Annotated in this window: 13 protein-coding genes; 9 read left to right on the top strand and 4 right to left on the bottom strand. The window is 77.6% G+C overall.

All coding sequences use genetic code 11. The annotated features are described in order from the left end of the window. Positions 1 to 2: 2 nt before the first annotated feature. From AB8M62_RS04785 to pknB, 5 genes are read left to right on the top strand one after another with little or no spacing between them, the layout of a single operon-like run. The gene (locus tag AB8M62_RS04785) at positions 3 to 494 is read left to right on the top strand and encodes an FHA domain-containing protein FhaB/FipA (protein WP_369054238.1); all 492 of its coding nucleotides are present in this window, start codon (positions 3 to 5) and stop codon (positions 492 to 494) included. 2 nt (positions 495 to 496) lie between these two features. Next, positions 497 to 1894 (top strand): Stp1/IreP family PP2C-type Ser/Thr phosphatase, encoded by a 1398-nt coding sequence (locus tag AB8M62_RS04780; RefSeq protein ID WP_369068799.1) that lies wholly within the window; start codon positions 497 to 499, stop codon positions 1892 to 1894. Continuing rightward, positions 1894 to 3270, top strand: a complete 1377-nt coding sequence (locus AB8M62_RS04775) for an FtsW/RodA/SpoVE family cell cycle protein (protein ID WP_369054235.1) — start codon at positions 1894 to 1896, stop codon at positions 3268 to 3270. Before AB8M62_RS04780 ends, AB8M62_RS04775 begins: the two co-directional genes overlap by 1 nt. Further along, a complete protein-coding gene (locus AB8M62_RS04770) occupies positions 3267 to 4727 on the top strand; it encodes a peptidoglycan D,D-transpeptidase FtsI family protein (RefSeq protein ID WP_369054234.1) in 1461 nt (486 codons plus the stop codon). Before AB8M62_RS04775 ends, AB8M62_RS04770 begins: the two co-directional genes overlap by 4 nt. Before the next feature lie 19 nt (positions 4728 to 4746). After that, complete coding sequence (gene pknB / locus AB8M62_RS04765) at positions 4747 to 6795, top strand: Stk1 family PASTA domain-containing Ser/Thr kinase (protein ID WP_369054233.1); 2049 nt, start codon at positions 4747 to 4749, stop codon at positions 6793 to 6795. Positions 6796 to 6820: 25 nt separating this feature from the next. Here the strand turns inward: pknB and AB8M62_RS04760 are convergent, their stop codons facing one another. Then, positions 6821 to 7030 (bottom strand): hypothetical protein, encoded by a 210-nt coding sequence (locus tag AB8M62_RS04760; RefSeq protein WP_369068798.1) that lies wholly within the window; start codon positions 7028 to 7030, stop codon positions 6821 to 6823. A gap of 62 nt (positions 7031 to 7092) precedes the next feature. On the opposite strand from AB8M62_RS04760, the gene AB8M62_RS04755 reads away from it, so the two are divergent. From AB8M62_RS04755 to AB8M62_RS04745, 3 genes are all read left to right on the top strand, one after another. Then, positions 7093 to 7950, top strand: coding sequence for a metallophosphoesterase family protein (locus AB8M62_RS04755; RefSeq protein ID WP_369054230.1), 858 nt, complete (start codon positions 7093 to 7095; stop codon positions 7948 to 7950). A 97-nt stretch (positions 7951 to 8047) separates the two neighbouring features. Beyond that, a complete protein-coding gene (locus tag AB8M62_RS04750; RefSeq protein WP_369068797.1) occupies positions 8048 to 8452 on the top strand; it encodes a hypothetical protein in 405 nt (134 codons plus the stop codon). Positions 8453 to 8539: 87 nt separating this feature from the next. After that, positions 8540 to 9133: a GNAT family N-acetyltransferase gene (locus AB8M62_RS04745; RefSeq protein ID WP_369068796.1), complete on the top strand. Its 594-nt coding sequence runs from the start codon at positions 8540 to 8542 to the stop codon at positions 9131 to 9133. 20 nt (positions 9134 to 9153) lie between these two features. Here the strand turns inward: AB8M62_RS04745 and AB8M62_RS04740 are convergent, their stop codons facing one another. The 3 genes from AB8M62_RS04740 to AB8M62_RS04730 all read right to left on the bottom strand — a co-directional run bounded on the left by AB8M62_RS04740 (position 9154) and on the right by AB8M62_RS04730 (position 12627). Then, the gene (locus AB8M62_RS04740; RefSeq protein ID WP_369054226.1) at positions 9154 to 9702 is read right to left on the bottom strand and encodes a GNAT family N-acetyltransferase; all 549 of its coding nucleotides are present in this window, start codon (positions 9700 to 9702) and stop codon (positions 9154 to 9156) included. Between the two features lie 61 nt (positions 9703 to 9763). Next, positions 9764 to 11617, bottom strand: coding sequence for a putative bifunctional diguanylate cyclase/phosphodiesterase (locus AB8M62_RS04735; protein WP_369068795.1), 1854 nt, complete (start codon positions 11615 to 11617; stop codon positions 9764 to 9766). Between the two features lie 146 nt (positions 11618 to 11763). Then, on the bottom strand, positions 11764 to 12627 hold the full coding sequence (locus AB8M62_RS04730; RefSeq protein WP_369068794.1) for an NAD(P)H-binding protein: 864 nt from the start codon (positions 12625 to 12627) through the stop codon (positions 11764 to 11766). Positions 12628 to 12726: 99 nt separating this feature from the next. Here AB8M62_RS04730 and AB8M62_RS04725 point away from each other — a divergent pair, with 99 nt between their 5' ends. Next, the gene (locus AB8M62_RS04725; protein WP_369068793.1) at positions 12727 to 13467 is read left to right on the top strand and encodes a TetR/AcrR family transcriptional regulator; all 741 of its coding nucleotides are present in this window, start codon (positions 12727 to 12729) and stop codon (positions 13465 to 13467) included. Positions 13468 to 13488 lie beyond the last annotated feature (21 nt).

Below are 13488 nucleotides of genomic sequence, written 5' to 3'. Positions count from 1 at the left end.
CCGTGAGCGAACTCACCCTCACCGCGCTGCGGCTCGGCCTGCTGGTCGCGCTGTGGGTCTTCGTGCTCGCCGTGGTCGGCGTCCTGCGCACCGACCTGCTCGGCACCCGCGTCACCGCCCGCCGGACCTCCCGGCCCCGCCCCGCGGCCGCTCGCGCCCCCGCCGAGGCGGCGCCCGAGCCCGCCGAGCCGCCGCGCCCGCGCGCGACCCTCGTCGTCGTCGAGGGCTCCCTGCGCGGCACGAGCATCACGCTGGGCGCGGCCCCCGTCCTCATCGGGCGCGGCGCCGACTGCACCCTCGTCCTCGACGACGAGTACGCCTCCACCCGCCACGTGCGGATCACCGCCGACCCCACCGCGGGCGGCTTCGTCGTGGAGGACCTGCAGTCCACCAACGGCAGCTACCTCGGCCGCGCGCGGCTGACCACCCCGACCCCCTTCGAGCCCGGCACGCCGCTGCGCATCGGCAAGACCGTGCTCGAGCTGCGGAGGTAGCCGTGGCGATCGCCCTGCGCTACGCCGCCCGCTCCGACGTCGGCCTCGTGCGCACCACCAACCAGGACTCCGGCTACGCCGGCCCCCACCTGCTCGTCGTCGCCGACGGCATGGGCGGGCACGCCGGCGGCGACGTCGCCTCCTCCCTGGCCGTGGGCGAGCTGGCCGTCCTCGACGGGGAGTCGCACGGCAGCGACGACGCCGCCGACCACCTGCACGAGGCGCTGGAGGCCGCCAACGAGCAGCTGCGCCGCCGGGTGGAGTCCGAGCCGGAGCTGGCCGGGATGGGCACGACCGTCACCGCGGTCCTGCGGGCCGGCAACCGCCTCGTCCTGGCCCACATCGGCGACTCGCGCGGCTACATGCTGCGCGACGGGCGGCTGGTGCAGCTGACCCGCGACCACAGCTACGTGCAGACGCTCGTCGACGAGGGCCGCATCACGCCCGAGGAGGCCGAGCACCACCCCCAGCGCTCGATGATCATGCGGGTGCTCACCGGCCGCGCCGACGACGAGGCCGACGTGTCCGTGCGCGAGGCCCGCCCCGGCGACCGCTACCTGCTGTGCTCGGACGGCCTGTCCGGCGTCGTCAGCCACGACACCCTCACCGCCACCCTCGCCGCCGGCGACACCCCCGAGGCCACCTGCGAGCGCCTCGTGGACCTGGCCCTGCGCGGCGGCGGCCCCGACAACGTCTCCTGCGTCGTCGCCGACGTCGTCGAGCTCGGCGGCGGCACCCCGCCCTCGACGACCCCGCAGGTGGTGGGCGCGGCCGCGTTCCACCGCCCGCGCCGATCCAGCGCCACCGGCACCCCCGCCGCCCGCGCCGCCGCCCTGCGCGGCGAGCAGGGCGACGGCGCCGACGACGAGGAGGACGACGCAGCCCGCGCCGCCGAGGGGGCCGGTTCGCGACGGCGCCGGCGACGGCGCTGGATCGCCGGCCCGCTCGTGCTGCTCCTGCTGCTGGGCGCGGGCGCGTACGGGGTGTGGGACTGGAGCCAGCGGCAGTGGTTCGTCGGCGCCGACGCCGGGCAGGTGGCGCTGTACCGGGGGCTGACGCAGGACGTGGGCCCGGTGACGACGTCGTCGGTGGTGGAGCTGACCGGCGTCGCGCTGGCCGACCTGCCGCCCACCTACCGCCGGCAGGTGCAGAACCGGATCAGCGCCGTGGACCGGGCGGGCGCCGAGCGCACCGTGGCGAACCTGCGCGAGATCGCGGTCGCGTGCCGGGCGGCGGCCGCCCGGGTGGCGACCCCCGCGCCCACGGCCTCCCCGGCGGCCGGCGCCGCGACGGACCCGGCGCCGGCCGCGTCGCCCGGCGGGTCCCCCACCACCTCGCCCACCGCCCCACCCACGTCCACCACCGACGAGCCGACCGCCGAGTGCGGGGGGAGCAGCTGATGGCGACCGTGCTGCCCGTGTACCCGCGCACCCGGCGCGGCGCCGAGCTGGTGCTCGTGCTGCTGGCGCTGGCGATCTCCACCGGCGCGTGGGCCGTCGTCGGCCTGACCGCCGACGGCGCGCTGCCGCCGAACATGCTCGTGCACGCCGGGGTGCTCGGCGGCCTGGCCGTCGGCCTGCACCTGGTCCTGCGCTGGCGGGCCAAGTACGCCGACCCGGTGCTGCTGCCGGTGGCCACGCTGCTCAACGGCCTGGGCCTGGTGATGATCCACCGCCTGGACGGGGCGACGTCGGGCGCCGCGCAGGCGCCGCGGCAGTTCGTCTGGTCCGCGCTGGGCGTGCTCGCGGCCGCGGCCGTCCTGGTGCTGGTGCGCGACCACCGGGTGCTGCGCCGCTACACGTTCACCGCGATGGTCGCCGGCCTCGTCCTGCTGCTGCTGCCGCTGCTGCCGGGCCTGGGGCGCACCATCAACGGCGCCCGGATCTGGGTGGGGATCGGCCCGCTGTCCTTCCAGCCCGGTGAGCTGGCCAAGATCGTGCTGGCGGTGTTCTTCGCCGGGTACCTCGTCGTGCACCGCGACGCGCTGTCCCTGACCGGCCCGAAGCTGCTGTTCCTGCGGCTGCCGCGCGCCCGCGACCTCGGCCCGATCCTGCTGGCCTGGCTGGCCAGCGTCGGCGTCCTGGTCCTGCAGCGCGACCTGGGCACCTCGCTGCTGTTCTTCGGGCTGTTCGTCGCCGTCCTCTACGTCGCCACCGAGCGGGTCAGCTGGATCGTGCTGGGCCTGGGCCTGTTCGCCGCCGGCGCGCTGTTCGCCGCCTCGGCGTTCTCCCACGTGCAGCAGCGCGTGGACATCTGGCTGCACCCCTTCGACCCGGACAACACCGACCGCAGCTACCAGCTCGTGCAGGGCCTGTACGGGATGGCCAACGGCGGGCTGACGGGCACCGGCCTGGACCGCGGGCGCCCCGACATCGTGCCGTTCGCCAACTCCGACTTCATCTACTCCTCCTTCGGCGAGGAGCTGGGCCTGGTGGGCCTGTTCGCGGTGCTGCTGCTGTACGCGGTGCTGGTGCAGCGCGGGCTGCGCTCGGCGATCGGCGTGCGCGACGGGTTCGGCAAGCTGCTGGCCGCGGGCCTGTCGTTCTCGGTGGCGCTGCAGGTCTTCGTCGTCGTCGGCGGCGTCACCCGCGTCATCCCGCTGACGGGCCTGACGATGCCGTTCCTGGCCGCCGGCGGGTCCTCCCTGGTGTCCAACTGGATCGTCGTGGCGCTGCTGCTGCGGGTCTCCGACCTGGCCCGCCGCCCCGCCGAGGAGGTCCGCAACGGCCCCGAGGCCGGGGACACCGGCGTCACCCAGGTGGTGAGGCTCGGGTGAACCGCCCCCTGCGCCGCCTGTCGGCCGTCGTCGCGTTCCTCTTCTTCGCGCTGTTCGCCTCCACGACGTGGATCCAGTTCGTGCGCGCCGACGAGCTGAACGCCATGCCCGGCAACTCCCGGCAGCTGTACGCGGAGTTCGGCCGCGAGCGCGGCGCGATCCTCGTCGGGGAGAACCAGCCGATCGCCACGAGCACCGAGGTCGACGACGCGTACGAGTTCCAGCGCGAGTACTCCGACGGGGAGCTGTACGCGCACGCCGCCGGGTACTACTCCGTCGTGTACGGCACCTCCGGCATCGAGCGCGCCGCCAACGACGTGCTCTCCGGCACGGCCGACCGGCTCTTCTACCGCAACATGGCCGACCTGCTGACCGGCGCCGAGCCGGTCGGGGCGAACGTGCGGCTGACGCTGGACCCGGCCGTGCAGCGCGCCGCGTACGACGCCCTCGACGGCCGGCGCGGCGCGGTCGTCGCGCTGGAGCCGTCCACCGGCGACGTGCTGGCGATGGTCTCCAGCCCCAGCTACGACCCCAACCGGCTGGCCACCCACGACGGCGCCGCGGCCCGCGAGGCGTGGACCTCGCTGCTGGCCGACGAGGCCGACCCGCTGGTCAACCGCGCCATCGCCGGCGACCTGTACCCGCCGGGCTCGACGTTCAAGGTCGTCACCGCCGCCGCGGCCCTGGAGAGCGGCGACTACGACACCGCCTCCCAGCTGACCGGCAGCGCCCGCCTGGAGCTGCCGCAGACCAGCGCGACCATCGGCAACTCCGACGGCGGCGCGTGCGGGGCCGGGGACGTCGTCTCGCTCGCCGACGCCATGCGGATCTCCTGCAACACGGCCTTCGCCCAGCTGGGCCTGGACCTGGGCCAGGACGCGCTGCGCGAGCAGGCCGAGGCGTTCGGCTTCGGGCAGGACCTGTCGATCCCGCTGGGGGTCACCCCCAGCAGCTTCCCCGCCGACCTGAACCCCCCGCAGCTCGCGCAGTCCGCCATCGGCCAGTTCGAGGTGCGCGTCACGCCGCTGCAGGTGGCGATGGTCTCCGCCGCGATCGCCAACGACGGGGTGCTCGTGCAGCCCAACCTCGTCGCCGAGGTGCGCGCCGGGGACGGCACGTTCGACGTCATCGACGCCCCCTCCCCCCGCGAGCTCGGCCGCGCGGTCAGCTCCGAGACGGCGCGGGAGCTGACGGAGGTCATGCGCGGTGTCGTGGAGAGCGGGACGGGCACGCGGGCGCAGATCCCCGGCGTGGACGTGGCCGGCAAGACCGGCACCGCGCAGGCCGGCGAGGGCGCCGCGCCCTACGCCTGGTTCACCTCCTTCGCCTCGGCCGGGGACCGCGAGGTGGCCGTCGCCGTGGTGATCGACAACGGCGGGTCCTCCGAGAGCGCCTACGGTGGACGGCTGGCGGCCCCGGTGGCGCAGCAGGTGATGAGGGCGGCACTGGGTGTCTGAGGGACGGGGAGAGGACGACGTGACCGACGGCAACGGCCTGGACGGCCCGCAGGACGCGCCGCGCGTGCTCGGCGGGCGCTACGAGGTGGGCAGCCTCCTGGGCCGCGGCGGCATGGCCGAGGTGCACGTGGCCCACGACCGGCGCCTCGGGCGGACGGTCGCGGTCAAGCTGCTGCGCGCCGACCTGGCCCGCGACCCGTCCTTCCAGGCGCGCTTCCGCCGCGAGGCGCAGTCCGCGGCGTCGCTGAACCACTCCTCGATCGTCGCCGTGTACGACACGGGCGCCGACGCGGCCGTCCAGCCCGGCGGCGGCGAGCTGCAGCTGCCGTGGATCGTCATGGAGTACGTCGAGGGCCGCACGCTGCGCGACGTGCTGCGCACCGACCACCCGCTGCCGCTGACCGACGCCCTGTCGGTCACCGAGGGCGTGCTCGGGGCGCTGGAGTACAGCCACCGGATGGGCATCGTCCACCGCGACATCAAGCCCGCCAACGTGATGATCACCCCGGCGGGCGAGGTGAAGGTCATGGACTTCGGCATCGCCCGCGCCGTGTCCGACTCCTCCGCCACGCTGACGCAGACGTCGGCGGTCATGGGCACCGCCCAGTACCTGTCGCCCGAGCAGGCGCGCGGGGAGCAGGTCGACGCCCGCAGCGACCTGTACTCCACCGGCTGCATGCTCTACGAGGTCCTCACCGGCCGGCCCCCCTTCACCGGCGACGCCCCCGTCGCCGTGGCCTACCAGCACGTCAGCGAGCAGCCGAAGCCGCCGAGCGCGCTGGAGCCGTCGGTTCCGCCGGCCGTGGACGCCGTCGTGCTGATGGCGCTGTCCAAGGAGCGCGACAACCGCTACCAGACGGCCGCCGACTTCGCCGACGACCTGCGCCGGGCCGTGGAGGGGCGCCCGCTGCGCGGGGCCTCGATCGCCGCCGGGGCCGCGGGCGCCGCGGGGCTGGCCGCGCCGACCGTCGCCACCCAGGTCGTGCCGCCCGCCCCCGCGCCCAGCACCCCCACCTCCGCGATGCCGGTCGTCACGGGCGCGAGCGCCGACCCGGCCCCGCGCGGCGGCGCCGCGGTCGCCACCGACCCCGACGACGAGGACGAGCGCCGCCGGCGCTGGCCGTGGGTGCTGCTCGTCCTCGCCCTCGTCCTCGGGGTGGGCGCGGCGGGCTGGTCGCTGCTGGGCGACGGCTCCGGCGGGAACGAGCCGACGGCCACGCAGTCGCCCACGACGGCCGACGTGCCGGTGCTCGTGGGGCAGAGCCGCGAGGAGGCCGAGGCCGCGCTGGACGAGGCCGGGCTCGTGGGCGAGTTCCGCGACGTCGCCGACGACGCCGTGCCCGCCGGGCAGGTGCAGTCCACCAACCCGGAGGCCGGGACCCCCGTCGAGCTCGGCGGCACCGTCGTCGTCAACGTCTCCACCGGGCCGGCCGCCGTGGAGGTGCCCGACGTCACCGGGCAGACGCAGTCGGAGGCGCGGGCGACGCTGGCCGCGGCCGGCCTCAGCGGCGGTGACGCGGAGCAGACCGACGAGTCGCCCTCGGCGAGCGCGGGCACCGTCGTGCGCACCGACCCGGCCGTCGGGGCGTCCGTGGCGCGCGGGACGGCCGTGGACCTGTTCGTCGCCAGCGGCCAGGTGACCGTGCCGGACGTGGCGGGCCAGACCGAGGACGCGGCCACCGCGGCCCTCAACGACCTCGGCCTGCAGGCGAACGTCGAGCGCGCGACGACCGGCGGCGCCGAGCCGGGCACCGTCGTCAGCCAGAGCGTGTCCGCGGGCAGCTCCGTGGACGTGGGCAGCCGCGTCGACCTCGTCGTGGAGGCGGAGCCGGAGCCGGAGCCCACCCAGACCGAGACGTCCAGCCCGACGTCCTCGCCCACGTCGTCGCCCACCGCGACCGGCGGGAACGGCGGCGGGGACGGCGGGGACGGCGGTGACGGCGGCGGGGACGGCGACACCGCCGCGGCCGGCAGCGGGGGCAGCGGTGCCGGGAACGGGAACGGCGGCGGCAACGGGAACGGCCGCGGGAACGGGGCGTCGAACGGCGGGGGCCGCGGGGACGGCTGAGCCGTCCCCGGCGCGCCCCGGGCCGTCAGTCGGTGGCCGGGGGCACGTCGCCGCCCCCGTCGCCACCCCCGTCGCCGCCCAGGCCGACCTCGCGGCGCTCGTGCTCGACGCGCTGCTCCAGCTCGTCGTCGCTGGGCCGGGCGGGGGCCTTCGCGTGCTCCTGGCGGTCGCGCGGGGCGGCGATCTCCGGGTCGATGACGTCGTCGAGGGTCGGCTGGTCGGGCTGCTCGCTCATGCGCCCACGCTAGGCACCGGCAACTCCGGGCGCAGGTCGGCGGCCTCGGGCACGATCACCGCGTGAGCGCGCGCCTGCTGCACCTGTCCGACACCCACCTGCTCGCCGACGCGGGACTGCACCAGGGGGCCGTCGACACGACGGCGGCCCTGGGCGACGTCCTCGCCGGGCTGGCCGGGCTGGGCGACCTGGACGCCGTCGTCGTCTCCGGCGACGTCTCCGAGGACGGCACGCCCGCCTCCTACGCGGCCGTGCGCGCCCTGGTGGAGGGCTTCGCGCGCCCGCGCGGTGCGGCCGTGGTGTGGGCGGTCGGCAACCACGACGTGCGCGCGCCGTTCGCCGCCGGGCTGCTGGACCGGCCCGGGCACGACCCGGACGAGCCGGTGGACGTCGTCGTGGACGCGGGCGGGCTGCGCGTGGTGTCGCTGGACACCTCGGTGCCCGGTGCCGGGTACGGCGAGCTGCGGCCCGCCCAGCTGGAGCGCCTCGCGGACCTGCTGCGCGGGGCCGCCCCGCGCGGGACGGTCGTCGTGCACCACCACCCGGTGCTGCCGGCCCCGACGGTGCTGCACGAGGCGCTGCGCCTGCAGCGCCCGCACGAGCTGCTGGACGTCGTGCGGGGCACGGACGTGCGGGTGCTGCTCAGCGGGCACTACCACCACCCGTACGTCGCCGCGCTGGACGGCGTGACGGCCGTGGTCGCGCCGGCGGTCGCCAACCGCACCGACGTCCTCGTGACGGCGGGGCGGGAGCGGGCCGTGCGCGGCAGCGGCGCCTGCGTGGTGGACCTCGCCGACGACGGGACCGTGCGGGTGACCGTGCTGACGGTGCCGCGGCCGGGGGACGGGGAGGTCGTCGTGGACCTCGACGAGGAGGCGGTGCGCGGCATCGCGGCCGCCGCGGGGGTCCCGGCGCGCTGAGCGCCGGCGGGTCCACACCCGCACCCGCCGCGCGCGGCGCGGCCGGGGTGTGGACGGGCGGGCCGCCGGGTCGGGCCCGGCCACCAGGGTCGGCGTCGTGACGAGCTCCCCGCTGACCCCCGCCCCGATCCGCGCCGCCACCGCCGCGCGCTGGCGCGCCCTGCTGGCCGACGCCGACCCGCCCGCCGGGTACGAGTTGTGGCTGGTGCTGCCGGACGCCGACGGCCACCCGTCACCCGTGGTCCTCGCGCTGGAGGGCCTGCCGGACGCCCACGACGACCGGTTCCTGGACCAGGTGGCGCAGCTGGCCGCGCGGGTGGTGGCCGAGGAGGGGACCGGGACCGGCCGCTGCGCGGCGGCGCTCGTGCGGCCCGCCCCGGCCGGGGTGCGGGCGGCCGACGTCGGGTGGGCGGACGGGCTGCTGCGGGCCGCGCGGCGCCACGGGCTGCGCCTGGCCGGGGTGGACCTGGTCGCGGGGCGCGCGGTCGTCCCGCTCGTGTGAGCCACCTCTGTCCACAGGTGTCGTCCACAAGCGGTGGACAACGCCTGTGGGCGCCGGGTGTCCGGGCCGTCGGGCAGGCTGCCCGCCGTGACGAGCCCTCCCGCCGGCGCTCCCGCCGGGTCCCCCGCCGGTCCGCCCGCCCGCGTCGAGACGGAGCGGCTGCTGCTGACGGCCCCCGTCGAGGCCGACCTGGCGGAGCTGCACGCCCTGCACGCCGACCCGGGGGTGTGGCGGCACCTGCCCTCGGGCCGGCACACGACGCCGGAGCAGACGCGGGCGCTGGTGGACGGCTACCGCGCCGACTGGGCCGCGCACGGCCTGGGGCCGTGGACGGTCCGCCCCCGCGGCGGCGGGCCGGTGCTCGGGATGGGCGGGTGCTCGCTGCGGCACGGCCTGGCGTGGAACGTGTACTACCGCCTGGCGCCGGCCGCGTGGGGCCGCGGCTACGCCCAGGAGGTCGTGGCGCAGGCGCGGCGGTGGGCGGCGCGGCTGCGTCCGGAGCTGCCCGTCGTGGCGTACCTGCTGGAGCACAACGAGGGGTCCCGGCGCGCCGCCGAGCGCGCCGGCCTGGTCCTGGTGCACCGCGGTCCGGACGCCGGCAACCCCGACCCGGCCGCGGTGCGTCTCGTGTACGCCGACCGGCCGGTGGACGCGGCGCTGCTGGCCGCCTTCACCGCGTAGACCGCGGCGCGAGCGCGGGATCAGCGCACCAGCTCGCCCGCCAGCACGGAGCCGATCCACCCGTCGCGGCGCTCGCCGCGGTGGTCCAGCAGGCCGCGCACGGTGCCCTCCACCCGCACCCCGCACGCCCGCGCCGTCCGGCGCGAGGCCTCGTTGCCGACCAGGGCGCGCCAGTGCACGCCCGTCAACCCGGCCTCGTCGAACGCCCACACCAGCAGCAGGCGCAGCGCGCGGACGCCGACGCCCCGCCCGCGCGCCCACGGGGCGAGGCCGTAGCCGACCTCCGCCCACCCGGCGCCCTCCAGGCGCAGGTCCACCGACCCGGCGAAGCGGCCGCCCACCTCGACGGCCAGGGCCAGCGCCCGGCCCGCGCCGTGGTCGGCGCGCACGGCCGCCAGGTAGTCGCGGGCCTGCTGCGGGCCGTAGGGGACCGGGACGGGCACCCAGCGCTGCGTGACCGGGTCGCTCCCCTGCGCCAGGACGCCGTCCAGGTCGGCGTCGCGGTGCCGGCGCAGCAGCACGTCCCCGTCGGTCAGGAGCGGGTCGGCGGGCAGCGGCGGGGTGTCCACCGGCCCAGTCCACCGGGGCGGGCGGGCGCCGTCCACCGGGTTCCCGGCCGCGCCGCCGCGCTCACCCGCGCCAGCGCGCGGTGAGCTCCTCGCCCGGCTGCGGCCGCCCGCAGTGGAAGCCCTGCAGGTAGTGGCAGCCGGCCTCGGCGGCCCCGCGCGCCTGCTCGGGGGTCTCCACGCCCTCGGCGATGACGCGCAGGTCCAGGCTGTCGGCGACGGTCACCACGGCCTCGACGAGGGCGCGGCGGCGCGGGTCGTGGCCGATGCCGGCGACGAGGCTCTTGTCGATCTTGGCCATCCGCACCGGCAGCTCCACCAGCCGGGACAGGGACGACCAGCCGGTGCCGAAGTCGTCCACCGACAGCGGGTGCCCGCGGTGCTGCTGCTCGTGCAGGCTGGGCAGGACGTCCGGGTCGATGAAGCTGGACTCCAGCAGCTCCAGGCCCAGGTGCTGCGGCTGCAGGCCGTGCGCGCGCACCGCCGCGGCCAGGGAGGACGTCAGGCCCGGGTCGGCCAGCTCGCGCGCGGTGAGGTTGACGTAGGCCGTCCCCGGCGCCCGCGCCCCCAGCTCGTCGCGCCAGCGGGCCATCTGGGCGCAGGTCCGCTCGACGACCCAGCGCCCGATGCCCACGACCAGGCCGCTGCCGACGGCCAGGTCGACGAACTCCGCGGCGGGCAGCAGCCCGTACCGGGGGTGCTGCCAGCGCAGCAGCGCCTCGACGGCGTGCACGGTGCCGTCGGGGGCGGTGATGGGCTGGAAGTGCACCCGCAGCTGCTCATGCGGCAGCGCCTGCGCCAGCTGGCGCTCCAGCTGCCGGGCCGAGCGCGCCGGGCGCGGGGCGCCCGGGCCGCCGGTCGCGGGACCGGTGGCGCGCGGGTCGAGCGCGACGTCCCCGCCGCGCTGCTGCTTGACCCGGTACATGGCGCTGTCGGCGTCGGCGAGCAGGTCGTCGGCGCTGACGTGGTCGCCGGTGACGGCCACGCCGATGCTGGCGGAGACCACCAGGTCCAGCTCGCCCAGGCGCACCGGCCGGGACAGGGCGCGGCGCAGCCGGGTGACGACCGCCCGCACCTGCTCGCCGGCGCCGCCGTCCTCCTCGCGGGGCAGGTCCTCGCAGACGACGACGAACTCGTCGCCGGCCAGGCGCGCGAGGGTGTCCTGCGCGCGCAGCGCGGCGCCCATGCGGGTGGCGAGCGTGGCCAGCACCCGGTCGCCCGCGGCGTGGCCGAAGGTGTCGTTGACGGCCTTGAAGCGGTCGAGGTCGACGAACAGGACGGCCACGGCCCGCCGGTGGCGGCGGGCCGCGCACAGGGCGTGCTCGAGGCGGTCGAAGAGCAGGACGCGGTTGGGCAGCCCCGTCAGCGCGTCGTGGGTGCTGCGGTGCTCCAGCTCGGCCCGCGCGCGGCGGGCCTCGTCGCGGTCGGCGGCCATGACGACGTAGGAGACGGCCAGGTGCGCGAGCAGCCGCACCCACTGCAGCTCCTCGGTCCGCCAGGTGCCGGCCTCGCGCCGGTACAGGTCCAGCGCGCCCCACACCCGCCCGCGGCTGACGAGGGGGACGGCGACCACGGAGCGGAACCCCGCCTCCAGCGCGCGCTCGACGAACTCCGGCCACGCGGTCTGCACGGGGTCGCGCAGGTCGTCGACGACGACCTCCACCTCGAACAGCAGCGAGTCGTGGCAGGGGCCCTCCTGCATCAGCTCCTGCAGGCGCTCGGCCCGCTCGACCGCGGCGCGGCTGCCGTGGACGAAGCGCAGCAGCCCGCCGTCGTTGACCATCACGCCGACGCCGTCGCCGGCCAGGTGCTCGGCGGTGACGTCGACGAGGCGGGCCAGCAGCTGCTCGGGTCCGAGGTCCCCGCTGGCCGACCGCGCGAGCGCGGCCACGGCGCTGACGAGCGCCTCGTGCCTCACCGGCGCACCGCGCGCGGTGGCCGGGAGGGGTGTCGACGTGTCACCGGGTGCTCCCGCCGTCGGGGAGGCCACCGCTTGGACCTGCGGCGAGGTTAGGGGACGGCGCGTCCGCGCGCAGCGGAACGGTGGGCGGGCGCGGGGCCCGCTCAGCCGGCGGGGACGGGCGTCCCGGCCAGCTGCTCGCGCGCGGTGCGGGGCTCGCGGCCCAGCAGCTCGCCCAGGGCCGGGTCGACGCCGGCGAAGAAGCCCCGCTCGGCGGCCAGGTAGAGGCCGAGGGTGAACCGGGCGACGGGCTCGGGGCGGCCGGCGGCCACCTGGTCGGCGACCCAGCGCCCGGGCTCGACGACCTCCAGCTCGACGTCGCGGCCGGACAGCTCGGCGGCGGTCGCCGCGAGCTGGGCGAACGTGGGCGCCTCGCGGGCGGTGAGGGTGAGCGGGCCGTCGGGGGCGGCGCCGGAGGCGAGGAGGAGCGCGGCGGCCTCGGCGGCGTCCTCGCGCGCGGTCCAGGAGACCGGCCCGTCGGCGGGGACGACGATCCGGCCGCTCTCGCGCCAGGGACCCAGCAGCCAGCCGAGGCTGTGGGCGTAGAAGCCGTTGCGCAGGGACGTCCACGGCAGGCCGGAGGCGGCGAGCAGCTCCTCGGTGGCGGCGTGGTCGCGGCCGGGGCCGAAGGGCGTGCCCGGGTGGGCGCCCTGGTGGCTGGTGTAGAGGACCCGGCCGACGCCCGCGGCGGTGGCCGCCTCGACGGCGGCGCGGTGCAGGGCGACGGCGTCGGCGGCCGGGTCGCTGGCGGAGACGAGCAGCAGCTGCTCGGCGCCGGCGAAGGCCGCGGGCAGGGAGGCGGGGTCGGCGTAGTCGGCGCGGCGGACCCGCACGCCCCGGTCGGCGAGGTGCTGCGCCCGGGCGGGGTCGCGCACGGCGACCGCGAGGCGCTCGGCGGGCAGGCGCTGGAGCAGGTGCTCGGTGGTGGCCCCGTTGAGGGCCCCGGTGGCCCCGGTGATGACGATCACGGTCGTCCCTCCGTCGTCGTGGTACCAGCGTTATCGCTGGTGTGGTTTCGACGGTAACGGTGTGAACCACTGGTAGCAAGAGCGAGGTACCGTTGGAACGTGACGAGCGCACCGGACCGCGGCGACCACCGGACGGCGATCGTGGAGTCGGCATCGCACCTGCTGCGCGACGGAGGACCGGCCGCCGTCACCACCCGCGCGGTCGCGGAGGCCGCCGGGGTGCAGCCACCGGCGATCTACCGCCTGTTCGGGGACAAGGACGGCCTGCTGGAGGCGGTGGCCGAGCACGTGACGGCCGCCCACGCCGCCGCCAAGGCCGAGGTCGTGCGCGGGGCCGCCGCCGCGGACGTCGACCCCGTCGACGACCTGCGCGCCGGCTGGCGGGCCCAGGTCGAGTTCGGCCTGGCCAACCCCAGCGTCTTCCTGCTGCTCAGCCACCCCGAGCGGGCGCACCGCTCCCCCGCCGCGCGCCGCGGGCTGGACGTGCTGCGCGCGCGCGTGCACCGGCTGGCCGCGGCCGGGCGGCTGCGGGTGGGCGAGGCGCGCGCCGTCGCCCTCGTGCACGCCGCCGGCACCGGCACCGTCCTGACCCTGCTGGCCGCGCCCGCCGGCGAGCGCGACCCCGCGCTGGCCGAGGACGCCCTGGAGGCGGTGCTGCGCCAGGTCCTCGCCGACGCGCCCGCGGACGCCGGCGCGGACAGCGGCGCGGGCGGTGGCCCGGACGCGGTGACGACGGCGGCGGTCGCCCTGCGCGCGGCGGCGCCCGGCCTGGCGGCGCTCACCGCCGGTGAGCGCCACCTGCTCGGCGAGTGGCTGGACCGGGTCGTCGACGCCCGGTGAGGCCGCTCCGGACCGGCCGCC

The organism is Kineococcus terrestris, from assembly GCF_041020755.1.
In the GTDB taxonomy this organism is placed as follows: Bacteria; Actinomycetota; Actinomycetes; order Actinomycetales; family Kineococcaceae; genus Kineococcus; species Kineococcus terrestris.
This window is presented reverse-complemented; position numbering and strand designations above follow the sequence as displayed.